Genomic DNA, 15,204 nt, shown 5'->3' with positions numbered 1-15,204 from the left:
GGATCCAGATGAGCGCGGTCAGCCACGCCACCTGATTGGCCGAAGCGTGCAGCGCCCCCACAGCGATCAGTGGCAGGGCCAGTTCGGTGATCCGGTCGCCGAACTGCGAGATCGACTGACCGGCCCAGAAACGCCGGAATCGCTGATCACGCCACAGCGGGGTCAGCAGCTTCTCGTCGGGGGCTTCGACCAGTTCGTTGACCAGCTTGGTGGCCTGGACGTACTTGACCCGGAAGCCGGCCATCGCGGCCTCGGTGCCCAGCGCGATCAGCAGGTGCGACTTGCCGGTGCCGCTGTCGCCGATCAGACACAGCGGCAGCCCTTTGCGGACCCAGTCGCACGAGGCCAGGGTATGGATGGCCGCTGGGTCGATGGCGGGGTTCGCGTCGAAGGCGAACGTGCGCAGGGCCTTCTCGCGGGGGAAGCCTGCGGCCTTGATCTTCGTTCGGAGCGGCGACGGTTGCGGTCGTCGCACTCGGCCATCAGCAGCTCGGCCAGGAACCCGCGGTAGGTCATCTGGTCGCGGGCCGCGGCGTCGGCGAGCTCGGAGAACTGGCCGTGCATCGTGGGCAGTCGCAGGTTTCGGCAAGCCGCGTCGATGGCCGCGTCAGCAGCTGGCTCGGTCAGACCACGGGGACGGGTGGCGCTCATGGCGGGACTCCCTTAGCTGGTGGGGCGCTCGGCCGGAGGCCGGGTGTGACGCAGGAGCTGGTCGTAGGCGGTCACCGAGGGCAGCGGCGGCCTGGGGTCTGGGGGCAGCGCCGCCAGCCTGCGCGCGGTCAGCGACACCACAGGAGAGGCGATACGGCCCACCGCTGGGGAGAAGGTCGACCTGCCCGCCCTGCTGGAGCGCACCCGGGACCTGCACCCGCGGGAGACCGCGTTGACGCTGACGTCCGCAGTCCGGGACGCCGCCGGCGGCCGGCTCGAAGACGATGCCACCGTGATGTGCCTGGACTGGCACGGCTCCCAAGAGACACAGCGGCACGTCAGCTCCGGCGCGGACACTCGGCAGGCTTCAGCCGGCCGCCCGAAGCACTAGCCGTGACCAGGTTCTTGTCCCGTAACAGGTGCCGCTTGCTGTATGTGGGGATCTTTGAAGAAGATCACTCGATGGTGCATAAGGGCTGCCTGGGGTGTGTTCGGTGGCCAGACTCGAATCGTGTTGTGCCGAACACCGCTACGCGCTGCTCTGTGCCGACCGGCCGGAGCCGGTGCGGGCCTTGCCGCAGGGGGACATGCTGTGACACACCATGACGGCCGCAAGCCGGGCCTGACCGAGGACACGGTGGCCCTGGTGGCCGGCCTTACCGATCTGGCGGTCTGCGGGCTGAGCAGCGCGGTGGGCGGCGTAAGCGGCCTGCTGCGCCGCGCCGATCTCGGGGACCTTCTGGTGGACGGCCAGGAGGAGACCAAGGCCCGCGGCCGCCTGCTCCTGGACCGGCATGCGGCCGCTGCGCCGGCTCACCTGGAGGTCCTCGCCCGCACCGTGACCGCTCGCACCCAGGCGGAGCGCGGCAGTGAGTGAAGGGGAAGAGCACGCCTTCCTGAAGAAGCGCATCGACCGAGTCCTCGGCGAATTCGTTGCAGCGGAAGCACGGGCGCTGGCTGACATCGATGCCTGTCTGGCGCCGGTTGCAGAGCGGCTTCATGCCGCGACCGGGCACGGCAAGCGGCTCAGGGCGGCGTTTTGCTACTGGGGCTGGCGTGGGGCCGGCCAGCCCGACAGCGAGGCGCTGGTGCGCGCCGCCAGCGCGATCGAGCTGGTCCATGCGGCCGCCGTCGTGCACGACGACCTGATCGACCACAGCCGCACCCGGCACGGCCAGCCCACCGGGCACATCGCCCTGCGCAAGGTCCTCACCGATCATGTGCGGCCGAAGGCCGGCGCCCGGGCCCTGGCCATGCTGGTGGGTGATCTGCTGATGTCGATGGCCGGGCAGCTGTTCACCACCTCGGGCCTGCCCGGCGCCTTCCTGGGCAGGGCCCGGCCTCTGTGGGCGGTTCTGGCACGCGAACTGGTGGCCGGTGAGTGCCTGGAGGTATTGCGCACCGGAGCCGAGCCGGACCCGGACGCGTCGGTGAAGGTGATCCGCTACAAGACCGCCAAATACACCGTCGAACACCCTTTGCAGATCGGCGGCCTTCTCGCCGGTGCCCCACCGCGGCTGCTGCAGGCGTACAGCGACTACGGCGTGCCGCTGGGCGAGGCATTCCAGCTGCGCGATGACCTGCTGGGCCTGTTCGGCGATCGTGAGCAGACCGGCAAGGACCCGGCCGATGACCTGGCCGGGAATCGGCCCACCGCGCTGATGGCCCACGCGCTCACGTCCGCCACCAAGGCGGAACACGGCGAGCTGCACCGCCTGCTCGGGCAGGCGAACCTCAGCGAGCAGCAGGTGGAACGGGTCCGGGAGATCGCTCACCGCACCGGGGCCGTCGCCCGCGTCGAAGACATGATCACAGCCCGGCTGCGTGAAGCACACGAGGCTCTGTCCGACGCCAATCTGACCACCGAGGCCCGCCGCGCACTGTCGGCCCTGGCGACCGTCTCAGCCACCCGCACTCACTGACCGCCATCCCACCGGAGGAGCACCATGACCTACACCCGAGCGTCCATGGACGCCCTGCGCACCCAAGGGGACGAACTCGCCGACGCGACTGTGGCGACACTGTTCGAGCGCGGAGAGGTCGGCAAGTTCAACACGCTCATGCGCTACGTCTCCACCGTCGGGCAGGACCTTCCCGAGGGGCTGCCGGACGTGGCCCGCGAGTACCTGAACGAGACCAGCACGCCGCCGGCCTGGGTGGACTGGGGTGAGATGGAGAAGGCACGGCTGTTCTTCATCGACAACAACGTGCACATCTCCACCGCGCTCTCGTTCGCCTCGATGCCCGCCTGCTACGTCCTGCCCCACGTGGCCAAGCTGCTGTCGTCCACCCATTCGCTGAAGTACCCCTCCAAACGGATGGCTGAGACGGGCCAGTTCACCGTCTACCTCATGCAGCCCGGCGCGTTCGAAGCCGGCAGCCGTTTCATCCCAGCAGCCCAGAAAGTACGGCTGCTGCACGCCTCCATCCGCCACCACCTCCAGCGTGAGGACCGCTGGGACACCGCCGCCCTGGGCACGCCGATCTGTCAGGAGGACATGATCGGCGGGCAGATGATGTTCTCCATCCAGGTCCTCGACGCCCTGCACCGCCTGGGCATCCACATGAGCCACGAAGGCGCCGAGTCCTACTACTACGCCTGGCGGGTCGTCGGCGCCATCCTCGGCATCGACCAGGACCATGTCCCCAAGGACCTGCAGGCAGCCCGCGAGTTCTCCGACCTGTACATGACCCGCCACATGGGCCCCAGCGAGGAAGGCGCCCAGCTCACCCGCCAGCTCATCGACCTCTACGAAGAAGTCGTGCCCGGCACCTTCTTCGACCCGATCGTCTCCGCCCTGATCCGCTACCTGATCGGCGACACCTGCGCCGACTGGCTGCAAGTCCCCCGCACCACCTGGGACACCGTCGTCAAGGCCGCCCCCGCCCTGCTGGGGCTGCTGGAAACCATTGAGGACCGCTCACCCCTGGCGGGCTGGGCCCTGGACCGACTCGGCCACCTGACCAGCATCTTCGAACTGTCCTCCCTCACCCGCGGCCGCGTCATGCACTACGCCATCCCCGAACAGCTCAAGAACGACTTCGGAGTCAGCAGCACCATCCCGCCCAAAACCCGCTGGACCCCGCCGTCGGCAGCCATCAGCCAGTAGCGAGAACTCCTTCCAGGGCACCGCGGCGCGGACGGCTTCAGGACGCGCTGGCCGGTGTTGCGCGTCGGCCAGGGCCGCCGCGCCCGGGCCGCCGTCAGTGCGGCGGTGACGTCAGGCGGGGGATGTCGGCGGGTGAGAGGTCGGGGCGGGCGCGGTGCAGGCGTGCAGGGTGGCGCCACCGGCCGGAAGCATCGCGGGCGACGTCGGCGCCGACCTCCACCACCAGCTCGGGCCGCACCAGTGTGACGTTCAACGTCTCCTTGATGCCCCACCCGGCGGAGAACGACCAGCCCGTCCAGGGATGGCCGCGCCGGGACGGAGTGAGTAGGCCGTCGAACGTGCTGCTGGCCGTCCGGGCGAGGTTGGTGGTGCGGCCGGCGTACTGAAGGCGCCCATCGTCGTCGTACCTGCCAAGCAGCAGACTGCGGGGAGCGGCCACCGGGCCGGTAGACCGCACCGACGACCGCCTCCGTCGTCTCGCGCACCTTTGTACTTCAACCAGCCCCTCACCGAAGGCTCGTAGGCGCCGTCCAGCCCTTTATAGACCACCCCCGCCATGCCGACCGCCGCCCACGACAGCCACTCGCGCACGGTGTCCGGGTCGGTGGTCGACGGGCACAGCGCCCCCGGCGCCGACAGCCGCCGGGCGGCAAACACCGATTCCAACGCTGCCCTGCGCCGCCAGTACGGCCACCCCGTAGTGTCTGTGCCGGACAGCCGCAACAGGTCGAAGGCGACGAAGTGGACCGGCCACTCGACAGCAGCCCGGGCCGCCCCAGCGCCGCGCCGCCGCTGCAGCCGGTTCTGCAGCCGCTCGAAGGCGAGCCGACTCTCCTCCCACACGATCAGCTCGCCGTCCATCGCGGTCGCGTCCGGCAGCTGCGCGGCCCCGGCCACCACCTCCGGAAAGGCCGGCGCCATCTCAGTGCCGCGCCTCGAGCGCAGCGTCACCCGCCCCGCGTCGACGGAGACCAGAGCCGGGAATCCGTCCCACTTCGGCTCGCCCGCCCAGCCCGGCCGCAGATCGGGCCCGGGCACGGGCGTGCTCAGCATCGGCTCCGGCAGCGTCCACGTCATACCGCATGCCTTCCACCAGGCTGGTACGCCACCTGGGTCGCTGCGACCGACCGTGGTTGGGTCCGTGGTCGCACCCCGACCACGGACCCAACCACACCGGGCAGACCGCCGACCACGCTGCCGATCGGGTGTCCGGCCTGAGGCAGCGGTGCCAACGCGCCGGGGCGGCGGAGGGCCGTTCCGCGCCATACAGCGGGACGTCGTCGGGGGTGAGGTCGATACGGAGCCGGTGGAGGGTGACGGGGTGGCGCCAGCGGCCGCGGTCGACGGCGGTGTCACCGTGAAACTCGGCGACGAGCTGGGGCGCGACGGGGGTGAAGGCGAGCGGTTCGCTGCTGCCCCAGTGCGAAGTGAAGTGAACGTCGTGCCAGGGGTGATCGGCCCCTGCGGGGGCGAGCAGGCCGCCACCGAGCTCCGCACGAAGCCGCGGCGCCAGGGGTGTGCTGCGGGCGACCAGCAGGAAGTGCCGTCGCTGGTGCAGCGGCCGAGCAGGACAGTCTCCGGTCGGATGACACTGCCGGTGACGGCGCCGATGACCGCCTCAGCGGTGTTGCGGGTGCACTGGTGAAAAGGCAGTATTCCGACCTTGCGCTATTCGCCTGGGGACGATCAAACACGAGTACGTCCGCGACCGCGCCCTCGAAGGCCACGAGTCCGCCCGCCAGCGGGGCAAGACGATGGGCGGCGCCGGTCCGCACTCGCACCACGGCCGGTGCGGGGGCCTTGCCGCTGCTGCCCGACGCGGCTCCCACGATGCCCGGCGGCCGGATTCCCGGGCCATCGTGGAAGACCACGAACACAGCGGGCAGGGGCACAGTTCACGCCCCCGCCCCACCCGGAGCGGCGGATCAGCCCGGCGTCACCGCGCCCTCCGGCACTCCGAACCACTCCTCCAGCGCCTCCGCCAGCCCGGCCGTCGACGTCGGCGCCTGCGCCCCCGCGTCGGCCGCCCAGGCCGTGAAGCCATCCGGACGGACGAGGACCGCCGCCAGTTCCGGGCGGGACGGGCAGCCGGCCCTCAGGGTGTCGACGCGGCCGGCGTACCCCGCGGCGAGGGCCCGGAGCTCCGGGTCGTCGGTGAGGTCGAGCAGGAGCGCCCGGCCGCCGTGGACGTGGTCCGCGAGGCGGCCGCCGTCGGTGAGTTCGAGGTCCGGGGCGCTGCGGCCGGTCAGCGGGTGCTCGCCCGGCAGCTCGTACCGCACCCCGGCACCGTTGAGCCGCGCGGTGAGGTACGTGGTGCCCACGACGGTCCCCGCCAGGTCGCTGACGATCTCGCGCAGGGCCCGGGACTGCGGGTCCGGGCGCATGGCCGCGACCTGGGACCGGGTCCAGTCCAGGACCCACGCTCCGACCGGGTGCCGCTCGGAGGTGTACGTGTCCAGTAGCCCTTCCGGCGCCCGGCCGCCGATCACCGCGGCGAGTTTCCAGCCGAGGTTCATCGCGTCCCCGATACCCAGGCTCAGCCCCTGGCTCCCGAACGCGGAGTGCACGTGCGCCGCGTCGCCCGCCAGCAGCACCCGGCCCTTGCGGTACTCGGTGACCTGGCGGGCGTGGTCAGTGAAGCGGGTCACGGTCCGCACCCCGGTGATCGTGACGTCCACGCCGGATACGCGGCGCAGCCGCGCCTGGAGGTCCTCGGTGGTGACCGGCGCGTCCCGGTCGGCCGGCGGGCCGTCGAACTCCACGGTGACGACGCGGCCCGGCATCGGCCCGTGGGCGTACACCCCGGTGTCCGTGGCGGTCCAGCCGACCTTCAGGTCCTCGGCGCCGGTCATTTCCACGACCGCCTGGTGACAGGTGATCTCCGGGTCCGTACCGGGAAATTCGAAAGCCGCGAGCTTGCGGACCGTGCTGCGGCCGCCGTCGCAGCCCACGAGCCAGCCGGCGCGTATCGCCCCGCCGCTCGTCCGCACGGTGACGGCCCCGTCGTCCGCGTCGAAGCCGGTCAGCTCCACTCCCCGGCGCACGTCGACGCCGAGCTCGTCCGCCCGCCCGCCGAGCAGCCGCTCGATGTCCTGCTGCGCCACGAGACCGATCTCGGCGGCGGGTCCGGCGTCGCCGAAGCCCGGCTCCGTACGGTCGACCAGGTCGGCGCGCAGCATGATCCCGGCGAAGTGCCCGACGAACCCGAGCCCTTGGCCTGCAGCCCCGCCTCCGTCCCCGCCGTTCCGCTCGCGCATGAACGCCTGGAAGCGGTCCATCGCCTGCCGCTGCACCTCGGCCAGCGCGGGCAGCATGCCCCGGCGGTAGAGCGCCTCGGCGCTGGGCGTGGTGATCGCCCCGCCCTTGATCGTCGGGTCCACTTCGGTGAGACGCTCCAGGACGGCCACCCGCGCGCCTCCGAGCCGGAGCTCGCAGGCCAGCATCAGTCCGACCGGGCCGCCTCCGGCCACCACTACGTCATAGTCCATGGCGCCCACTATGACCGAGGGCCAAAAAGGCCCTTTCACCGCCCTGACCAGCCACAACAGGCGCCGCGATGTCAAGGGACCGGACCCGCGAGGAGGGACGGGAAACGGGCCGTCCGCGCACCTCCTCGGCTACCTCACCCGCCCCCGCCGGTCACCTACACGGGGGAAGTCCCCGGCGGCCACCGCTACGGCGCCGGTATGGGCACGGCTTGACGGAGGGCCGCAGGACGCGGTGTCCGGGGAAATGCGATCACCGGTCAGCACCTGGCCGTCATCCCGCTCAAGCAGGCCGCCGGCGGCCTGCCAGCCGACGAAACACAGCAACGGCCGCGGACGCTTCCCTCCGGCCAGGAAATCCCCCACCAGGCCAGGCACCTCACCCATCGCCCCACCGGCCACATCAGCACGGGCCCTATCCCGCAGGAAAACCCTGGCAAAAAGTGCAAACTTGTCTCTATCGGAATGAAGGGTGCTGGTTGAGCTGTGGATCTGGAGAGCATCGCCGAGGAGCTGTACGAGCTGCCGCCCGCGGACTTCATCGACGCCCGCAGCCGGCACGCGGCCGCTGCCCGCAAAGCGGGAGACCGACAGCTGGCCGTCAAGATCGGCGCGCTGAGACGGCCGACGCTCTCCGCATGGGCCAGCAATCTGCTCGTACGCACCCAGCCCGACGCCGCCGCCGGTCTGCTCCGCCTCGGCGAGGGCCTGCGAGAAGCACACCAGGAACTCGACCGTGAGCAGCTGCGCGAACTGTCCAGCCAGCAGCACCGCCTGGTCAGCGTGCTGGCACGCCAAGCCCGCCAGCTGACAGCAGAGGCCGGGCATCCGGTCAGTGAAGACGTGCAGCGCGAGATCGAAGCAACCCTGCACGCGGTCCTGGCCGATCCCCAGGCAGCACAGGAATGGGCCTCCGGCCAACTCGCCAAGCCACTCAATCCCCCGGTGGGCTTCACCGCGGCCGCGGTCAGCGCCACCGCGCAGAAGGCCGCTTCCCCACCCCCAACACGATCCAGCCGCCCGGCCAGTCAGGACCAACAGGACGGTGCCGACAGCCCGGTCCGGAGCGCCAAGGAGCAGCGCCGCGAGGCAGAGCGGCGCAAGGTCGCCCAGGCCCGCCAGGACGCGGAGAGCGCCGAGCAGCAGGCACGCGAGGGGGAGGACGAGCTGCGGCGAGCCGAATCAGCACAGGAGCAGGCCGAGAAGCAGCTCCAGGCGGCAGAGGCACGGTCCGCCGCCCTCGCCGAGGAGGTAAAAGCCGCCCACGCCGGCGAACCCTTCTACGTCGAAACCCCGGTCCGCGCCGCGGTCCTGCTGCAGATGTTCGTGGCTACGACTTCGCTGACCGACTACAACGGTCTTGTCGGCAGCGCTCTTGCCATCCGCTACCTGCGTGAGTCCGGTGAGCCCGTCAAACCGCCCGCCGGGGGCATGGCCCAACTGGTTACAGGCCTTCGAAACGGCACCCTCGCCCTGCGCGAGGTAGCCGCCCAGTTGCGCGCCTGGGCTCGCTGACCGGCTCTGCCACGCGCTCGAGCCGCAGCCGCCCGGGCTGCGGCCAGACCCAGGCGAGCGAGTCATGTCCCGTCTCAGATGATCTGGTCCCTGGTGATGCCTGTGACCTGCAGCGACCAGAAGAACTGAGAAGCTGTGACACTGGAAATCTCAGTGATTCTGGTGCCGGACGCACGGTTGCCCGGTGCCGTCTCAGTTGATCTGGGAGGACACGTTCGCGGCTCTCAGTCGATACAGAACTCGTTGCCCTCGATGTCCTGCATCGGGATGCACGAATCATTGCCGTCATACAGCGTTCGCACGTGTACCGCACCGAGCGGGACCAGTCGTGCGCATTCGGCCTCAAGTGCGGCGAGGCGCTCCTTACCCACGAGACCGGTGCCGACCCGCACATCAAGATGCAGCCGGTTCTTGGCGGCCTTCCCTTCGGGGACGCGCTGGAAGTACAGTCGCGGGCCCACACCTGAGGGATCACTGCAGGCGAACCATGAATCCCGCTGCTCAGGTGGCTGCGAGCGCTTGAAATCGTCCCACGTGGCAAAACCCTCCGGTGGCGGCGGTACGACGTACCCCAACACCTCGCACCAGAAACGAGCGAGTCGCTCAGGTTCTGCGCAGTCGAAGGTGACTTGGAACTTCTTGATCGATGCCATCGGTCCACCATATTGGCGCGTGCTACTCACCGAGATCCCGGGGTTTCATCGCCGTGCGCCCGTTGCGCGCCCCACGTCGCTATTGATCTGCGGTGCGAGCGCGCAGACGGGCGAGGATCCCGTTGCTGCGGGCAGGGTCCTCCGCGGCTGCTCGTTCCGCCTGGAGTTCGCGGTGGACTCGCTCACACGTCGGGCACCGCCCGCCTTCCGCGTAGCCGTCGCTCACCGTGTCAGGGGTGACGTCCGTACCGCAGCCCAACTGGAAGGAACTGTCCCGGTGTTCAGCCGCAGTCGTTGTTATTGATCTTCAGTGAGCGGGTCTGGTCGTTGAGGTTGTAGGAGCGCAGGTCGTGGATGGAGCCGCCGCTGCGTGTGACACAGACCCACCGTCCGTGGTGATTGCGCTTCTCGTAGACGCGGGCGGTCTTGCCGGAGTTGTTCCTGATGGAGCTGCCGTCGTCGCGGATCTGTGAGGGCAGGTCCTTCACGCTTCCGTCAGCCGCCCGACGGACCCAGGGCTGCCCTCCGAAGTTGATGTCCGGGTAGATGCAGACGTAGCCATCGGGGCAGCCCACAGCACGCGCAGTGGAGGTTGTCGTACCTGTGCTGGGCTTCATCACCGTACCGGTGGCCTGAGCCGACGACGGCAGACTCAGAGGCACCAGAGCAAGGACTGCGGCTACCGCGGAACGCGTCATGGTTGTCATCACACGGATACATGTAGCGCGCCCCGCGCCGCTCCACACCCCGCAGACCGCCCGCTCACCCTCGCGGGTCGCGACGTTCACCGCAGAAACGATCCCCCTGACCTTCGCCGCGGGCTCTTTGGGACCAAACGCGCCCGTCTCCTGTGCCCGGCGGTCTGCCTGGGTGTGCATGGGTGCGGCGTGCCGCGGCGGGTTTGCCGTGGCACGCCGCGTGCTGCGATAACTCGGCCGCCATGGCGGGCCCCTCGGGCGGGGACGACGAATGCCGGGAAAAGCCCCACCACCCGAAGGCCATGCTCGAGGCCGCACGGGGCGACGGCGACAGGTGCCAGGAGGGCGCCATCGGCCCAACCGGCGCAACCGGCGCAACGGGGGCCACAGGCGCGACGGGTGCCACCGGGCCTGCAGGCAATCTGAACACCACAAGGGTGCTCGGGCCGATCATGTCAGCAGATCCGGGGGGCAATAACACGAGCACAGCCGTATGTGACCCTGGACAGACGGCAGTCACTGGCGGTTTCGAGTTGGGAGGTGTGATGTTTCCCCGTTTCTTCGACCGGACCACTACCAATACCCCCAATGACAGCTGGCAGGTCAGCTTCACCAACCCCAGCACCGATGCGGCGGGCGGTCGCGCCATCGCCTATTGCTCGTCCTGACGCCGGAGCAACACACGGCGCGTCAGCCTCTCCAAGAGGGGCCCCTTGGCTGCGTAGGTAGAAACCGGTTCTGGCTCAACTTGTGTTTGCGCCGTGAGGCGCTGTTGGTTCGAGTGGAGGTGAAAGACCTGCACCAACCCGCTGTCGCAGCAGTCGGGTTGAAGCTGAGGACAGCCTGATCCGGGTGATGCCGGGGAGGGCGAGAGCGGCCCTGACAAAGCCGGGACGTACCCAGAACTGCCAGATGGGGCGGGTCCGGCAAGCATGATGGAGAGGAGTACGCGAGGAACCGGCGTCTTACGTCTCTTAAAGGGACACCGGCTCGAACCTGGCGGATCAGGGCCGGAAGCGGCGCGTACTCGGGTCATCCTTTCGGGTGGTCCGCCAACTCCCGGGTCGGTCTACTGAAGCTGGCCGGGAGGCCACGAGGAAAGCCTGCGGCGTACTCGTGGCGATGCCGCAGGGACACAGTCGGGCTCCTCCTTCATCGAGCGAACCACAGTGAACACGGGAACCGTCCCGAACCTCGCCCCCGTCACCTGTGGCCAGCAGACTGCCGGGGCTGAGCGCATCGACCGCCGATCGGTTGGGGACGGGGCGGAGCCGCCGTAGTACTCCGAGGCCGGGAGAGCCGGCCACATGGGGAAGGACGGCAGCGGTATCGAGAAGGGAAGGATGCTGCAATGCCAGAAGATGCCCCGCCGAATGGCGGAGCCCCAGGTCCTCGGGCCCGGGTACTGGAGATGCAGACCAAGCTTCGCCGTTGGACGGTGGCCGATCCCGGCCGCCGGTTCGATGACCTGTTCAACTTCGTGCACGACCCGGCGACGCTGTTGGTGGCGTTCGACCGGGTCGCGGGCAACCGGGGAGCCAGGACTCCCGGCGTCGACGGCCTGACAGCCACCGATGTCGAGGAATCGATCGGTGTTCCCGGGTTCCTGAACGACCTGCGGACCGCACTCAAGGACGGCTCGTTCCGCCCTTTGCCGGTGCGGGAACGCAGCATCCCCAAGCCGGGAGGCTCGGGGAAGGTCCGCAAGCTCGGGATTCCGACGATCGCGGACCGGGTCGTTCAGGCAGCGCTGAAGCTGGTGCTGGAACCCATCTTCGAGGCCGACTTCGAGCCGGTCTCCTACGGGTTCCGGCTCCGACGGCGGGCCCAGGCGCGATCGCCGAGATCCACTATTTCGGCACCCGGGGATATCGCTGGGTGCTGGATGCGGACATCGAGGCGTGCTTCGACTCGATCGACCACACAGCCCTGATGGACCGAGTGCGTCACCGGGTGAAGGACAAGCGTGTCCTGACGCTGGTCAAAGCCTTCCTCAAAGCCGGGATTCTTACCGAACTCGGCGAGAGCAAGGAAACACTGACCGGCACCCCGCAAGGCGGCATCCTGTCCCCGCTACTCGGAACATCGCCCTGTCGGCGCTCGACGAGCACCTGCATGGGCCCTGGGAACCAGGCGGGACGATGGCCACCGAAGGCAAACGCGCCTACCGGCGCCGCAAAGGTCAACCGACGTGGCGGGTCGTCCGCTACGCGGACGACTTCGTCGTCCTGGTGCACGGCACCGAAGGGGACGCCGCGGCACTGCGCGAAGAAGTCGCTGACGTGCTCGAACCTCTCGGCCTGCAGTTGTCGCAGACCAAAACGAAGATCGTGCACATGAGCGACGGATTCGACCTCCTGGGCTTCCGCATCCAGTGGAAACGCAAAGGAGGCACGAACAAATGGCACGTCTACACCATCATCGCCGACCGGCCCATCCGGTCGCTGAAGGCGAAGATTCGTGCTCTGACAGGCAGGACATCGCAGCAGGATCTTGCCACTGTGCTGATCAGACTCACTCAGATGATGCGCGGTTGGGCCAACTACTTCAAGCACGCAGTCGCCAAGCATGTCTTCGACAGGCTCGACGCCTTCGTGTGGTGGCGTCTTATCCGCATGCTGCGGGAACGTCGCTGCTCCGCTCGACCGGGATCCACAGCTGGGAGTCCGTCTCCGCGCCGATCTCCACCGGCTGCGTCCGCAGAAGCTCCGGACCTGGCCGGCTCGCGTACGGGTTCGAGGGGAACCACTGCGTGAACACGTCCCGCCACAGCTCCTGGAGGGCGCTCGGATAGGGCCCGTGGTTGTCGAAGACCGCCCAGGTCCCGGCCGGCACGTCGAGGGCGTCGAGCTCCTCGGCGGCCGCCTCGGGGCCGGTCGCCACGCCGATCCAGTAGTCCGCCTCGGCGCCCTCCTCCCGGCTATCGGTCAGGTACACCGCCGCCGACAGGATCCCCTCCGGCTCCCGGCCGGCCAGCTCCTTCATCCGTACGATCGCCTGCTCGTCCAGGCTTTCCACGTACGCCGCGGCGGCCGCGTTGACCCCCTCGTGCACGAGCGGGACCCGGGCCTTCCTGCCGACGACCCGAAACGACTCCTTCTCCACGATCCGGTACCGCATGGTCGTACTCCCTTCAACGACGACACGGAAGGACATGCGCGGCTGTGCCGTGAGCACCGCACCCGTGCGCCGGGCCTCGCCCGGCCCGATGCCGTGCACCGACCGGAATGCCCGGGCGAACGCCTCGCCCGAGCCGTACCCGTACCGCACCGCGACATCGAGCAACGTCAGCTCCCCGGCCAGCACCTCGGCCGCGGCGAGCGTCATCCGCCGGCGCCGCACGTAGACCGGGAGCGGCATCCCGGCGAGGGCGGAGAACAGCCGCCGGAAGTGGTACTCCGACACCGCGGCGATCCGGGCCACCTCGGCCACGTCGACCTCCCGGTCGAGGCAGGCCTCCAGGTGGTTCAGCGCCTGATTCAGCCGCTCCAGCACGCGTATCCGTCCTTCCGTCTTGTGTCTCCCCTGTAGCAACGCACACCCAGCCGCAGCCGCATGAGCCGCAGCGTCCGGCACCCGAGCCCAAGCCGGAGTCGTTTGCCGCGCGTGGCGCCCCGGGTCATCGGCGCTGCGGTCTCGGGCGCCGGCCGGCTGTCGTGACGCACATGCTCGACGAGTGGTCCCAGGGCGTTCCCTGTGGGAACAACTACCGATACGGCCGGTCGACCGACGGGCCGACCGCGCGGCCGTCAGGCCGCCTTGCTGGAGTTGGAGAAAATTTGATCCTGCCCCGCCCGACAAAACCAGTGCGGGAATTGTTGGGCAGGAAGCCCCGGCGTTACCTGAGGCTTACGCCCATGACTGATATTAAGGGACTATGCGAGCCGCGGTTCGCCGCAGTCCGTGCGGCCCTTGCAGCTTCGCTCGGCAAGGACGACGTGGGCGCCTCGGTCGCTGTCTACCTCGACGGCGAGCCGGTGGTCGACATATGGGGCGGGTACGCCGATGCGGACCGCTCTGTCAGCTGGGAGCGCGACACCCTCACCGGCGTGAACTCGACGACCAAGAACATGACCGCCCTGTGCGCGCTCATCCTGGCCGACCGAGGTCAGCTCGATCTGTCCGCACCGGTCGCCGCCTACTGGCCCGAGTTCGCCGCGGCCGGCAAGGAGAACGTGCTGGTACGGCACGTGCTGTCCCATACCGCGGGGCTGCCGGACCTGTCCGGGCTGACGGCGGTCGAGGACCTCTACGACTGGCAGAGCGTGACGGCAGGGCTGGCCGCGCAGGCCCCCGAATGGGAACCCGGAACGGCCGCCGGCTATCACGCGCTCACCTTCGGGTTCCTGGTCGGTGAGATCGTCCGCCACATCACCGGCCGCAGCCTCGGCGAGTTCTTCGCCGAGGAAGTGGCCAAGCCGCTGGGCGCGGACTTCCACATCGGGCTCTCCGCCGAGCACGACCGCCGCGTCGCACCGCTCATCCCGCCGCCGTCACTGACCGACGAGTACGCCTCCAGCGCACCGCCCGGACCGGACGGCACACGCCGGGATTACACCGGTGCCGCGGTCCGGGTCAGGGATGCCAACTCCGTGGCGTGGCGCCGTGCGCAGATCCCTGCAGTGAACGGCTTCGGCAACGCTCGGTCTGTCGCCCTCGTCCAGTCGGTACTGGCAAACCAGGGTTCGGCCGGCGGGGTGCGACTGTTGTCCCCCCAGGGCTGTGAGCCCGCGTGGCAGGAGGTGTTCCGCGGCGAGGACCGCGTCCTGCAGTCGCCGATGTCCTGGACCGTGGGCTTCGGCAAGTTCGGCAGCACCTTCGGCTGGGGCGGCTGGGGCGGCTCGCTGGTCGCGAGCGACCCCGACTCTCGCATGACGGTGGCCTACGTCATGAACCAGATGATGGACCGAGACCAGCAGGAGGACAACCGCGGCATGGAAATCATCATGGCCGCCTACAGCGGACTGCAGTGACAACCCAACGGGAGGGGGCAGTCCATGCAGGCACGGACTGCCCCCTCCCGCTCTCAGTTCCGCAGGTGAGCGGAACCACTCCACCCGCCGCAGCCAAACCTGCGGCCGGAGCGTGAGGC

The 15,204-nt window shown here is 69.4% G+C and carries 15 protein-coding genes and 3 pseudogenes; 10 read left to right on the top strand and 8 right to left on the bottom strand.

Annotation, left to right across the window (positions count from 1 at the left end; translation table 11 throughout):
- Nucleotides 1-160 precede the first annotated feature (160 nt).
- Nucleotides 161-651 (bottom strand): annotated as a pseudogene (locus ACFWDI_RS26690) (ATP-binding protein); the annotation flags it as partial.
- 12 nt (nt 652-663) lie between these two features.
- A complete protein-coding gene (locus tag ACFWDI_RS26685) occupies nt 664-855 on the bottom strand; it encodes a hypothetical protein (protein ID WP_385307460.1) in 192 nt (63 codons plus the stop codon).
- Nucleotides 856-1,243: 388 nt separating this feature from the next.
- Here ACFWDI_RS26685 and ACFWDI_RS26680 point away from each other — a divergent pair, with 388 nt between their 5' ends.
- The 3 genes from ACFWDI_RS26680 to ACFWDI_RS26670 are packed head-to-tail and all read left to right on the top strand — an operon-like array spanning nt 1,244 to nt 3,761.
- Entirely contained in the window at nt 1,244-1,528 is a 285-nt protein-coding gene (locus ACFWDI_RS26680) for a polyprenyl synthetase (protein ID WP_385307458.1), read from the top strand.
- Nucleotides 1,521-2,573 carry a polyprenyl synthetase family protein gene (locus tag ACFWDI_RS26675; protein ID WP_385307456.1) on the top strand — a complete coding sequence of 351 codons (1,053 nt, stop codon included), beginning with the start codon at nt 1,521-1,523 and terminating at the stop codon, nt 2,571-2,573. The genes ACFWDI_RS26680 and ACFWDI_RS26675 overlap by 8 nt, the downstream gene beginning before the upstream one ends.
- 24 nt (nt 2,574-2,597) lie before the next feature.
- Nucleotides 2,598-3,761 carry an oxygenase MpaB family protein gene (locus tag ACFWDI_RS26670; RefSeq protein ID WP_385307454.1) on the top strand — a complete coding sequence of 388 codons (1,164 nt, stop codon included), beginning with the start codon at nt 2,598-2,600 and terminating at the stop codon, nt 3,759-3,761.
- A gap of 94 nt (nt 3,762-3,855) precedes the next feature.
- On the opposite strand, the gene ACFWDI_RS26665 is transcribed toward ACFWDI_RS26670, so the two are convergent.
- Together ACFWDI_RS26665 and ACFWDI_RS26660 are read right to left on the bottom strand one after the other, a co-directional pair.
- On the bottom strand, nt 3,856-4,200 hold the full coding sequence (locus tag ACFWDI_RS26665) for a hypothetical protein (protein ID WP_385307452.1): 345 nt from the start codon (nt 4,198-4,200) through the stop codon (nt 3,856-3,858).
- 107 nt (nt 4,201-4,307) lie between these two features.
- Nucleotides 4,308-4,814, bottom strand: a pseudogene (locus ACFWDI_RS26660) (ATP-dependent DNA ligase); the annotation flags it as partial.
- Between the two features lie 268 nt (nt 4,815-5,082).
- On the opposite strand from ACFWDI_RS26660, the gene ACFWDI_RS26655 reads away from it, so the two are divergent.
- Complete coding sequence (locus ACFWDI_RS26655) at nt 5,083-5,406, top strand: hypothetical protein (protein WP_385307451.1); 324 nt, start codon at nt 5,083-5,085, stop codon at nt 5,404-5,406.
- A 280-nt stretch (nt 5,407-5,686) separates the two neighbouring features.
- Here ACFWDI_RS26655 and ACFWDI_RS26650 read toward each other — a convergent pair whose 3' ends face one another.
- A complete protein-coding gene (locus tag ACFWDI_RS26650; RefSeq protein WP_385307449.1) occupies nt 5,687-7,249 on the bottom strand; it encodes an FAD-dependent monooxygenase in 1,563 nt (520 codons plus the stop codon).
- A 483-nt stretch (nt 7,250-7,732) separates the two neighbouring features.
- Between ACFWDI_RS26650 and ACFWDI_RS26645 the strand changes: the two genes are divergently transcribed.
- Entirely contained in the window at nt 7,733-8,761 is a 1,029-nt protein-coding gene (locus tag ACFWDI_RS26645) for a hypothetical protein (protein ID WP_385307448.1), read from the top strand.
- Between the two features lie 224 nt (nt 8,762-8,985).
- On the opposite strand, the gene ACFWDI_RS26640 is transcribed toward ACFWDI_RS26645, so the two are convergent.
- Together ACFWDI_RS26640 and ACFWDI_RS26635 are read right to left on the bottom strand one after the other, a co-directional pair.
- Entirely contained in the window at nt 8,986-9,414 is a 429-nt protein-coding gene (locus ACFWDI_RS26640) for a VOC family protein (protein ID WP_385307447.1), read from the bottom strand.
- Between the two features lie 281 nt (nt 9,415-9,695).
- Nucleotides 9,696-10,112, bottom strand: coding sequence for a peptidase inhibitor family I36 protein (locus ACFWDI_RS26635; RefSeq protein ID WP_385307445.1), 417 nt, complete (start codon nt 10,110-10,112; stop codon nt 9,696-9,698).
- A 545-nt stretch (nt 10,113-10,657) separates the two neighbouring features.
- Between ACFWDI_RS26635 and ACFWDI_RS26630 the strand changes: the two genes are divergently transcribed.
- The 4 genes and pseudogenes from ACFWDI_RS26630 to ACFWDI_RS26615 all read left to right on the top strand — a co-directional run.
- Complete coding sequence (locus ACFWDI_RS26630) at nt 10,658-10,780, top strand: hypothetical protein (RefSeq protein ID WP_385307443.1); 123 nt, start codon at nt 10,658-10,660, stop codon at nt 10,778-10,780.
- Between the two features lie 743 nt (nt 10,781-11,523).
- Nucleotides 11,524-12,045: a hypothetical protein gene (locus ACFWDI_RS26625; protein WP_385307442.1), complete on the top strand. Its 522-nt coding sequence runs from the start codon at nt 11,524-11,526 to the stop codon at nt 12,043-12,045.
- Nucleotides 11,991-12,452 (top strand): reverse transcriptase domain-containing protein, encoded by a 462-nt coding sequence (locus ACFWDI_RS26620; protein WP_385307441.1) that lies wholly within the window; start codon nt 11,991-11,993, stop codon nt 12,450-12,452. The genes ACFWDI_RS26625 and ACFWDI_RS26620 overlap by 55 nt, the downstream gene beginning before the upstream one ends.
- Nucleotides 12,344-12,685, top strand: a pseudogene (locus ACFWDI_RS26615) (group II intron maturase-specific domain-containing protein); the annotation flags it as partial. The gene ACFWDI_RS26620 and the pseudogene ACFWDI_RS26615, both read left to right, overlap by 109 nt.
- Nucleotides 12,686-12,719: 34 nt before the next feature.
- Here ACFWDI_RS26615 and ACFWDI_RS26610 read toward each other — a convergent pair.
- Nucleotides 12,720-13,607, bottom strand: a complete 888-nt coding sequence (locus tag ACFWDI_RS26610) for a GyrI-like domain-containing protein (protein ID WP_385307440.1) — start codon at nt 13,605-13,607, stop codon at nt 12,720-12,722.
- A gap of 362 nt (nt 13,608-13,969) precedes the next feature.
- Here ACFWDI_RS26610 and ACFWDI_RS26605 point away from each other — a divergent pair, with 362 nt between their 5' ends.
- Nucleotides 13,970-15,085, top strand: a complete 1,116-nt coding sequence (locus ACFWDI_RS26605; protein WP_385307439.1) for a serine hydrolase domain-containing protein — start codon at nt 13,970-13,972, stop codon at nt 15,083-15,085.
- Nucleotides 15,086-15,204 lie beyond the last annotated feature (119 nt).

Origin of the sequence: Streptomyces sp. NPDC060064 (assembly GCF_042736455.1) — a bacterium.
Taxonomy (GTDB): domain Bacteria; phylum Actinomycetota; class Actinomycetes; order Streptomycetales; family Streptomycetaceae; genus Streptomyces.
The sequence above is the reverse complement of the archived record's forward strand: the minus strand, read 5'-3'. Positions and strand labels throughout refer to the sequence as shown.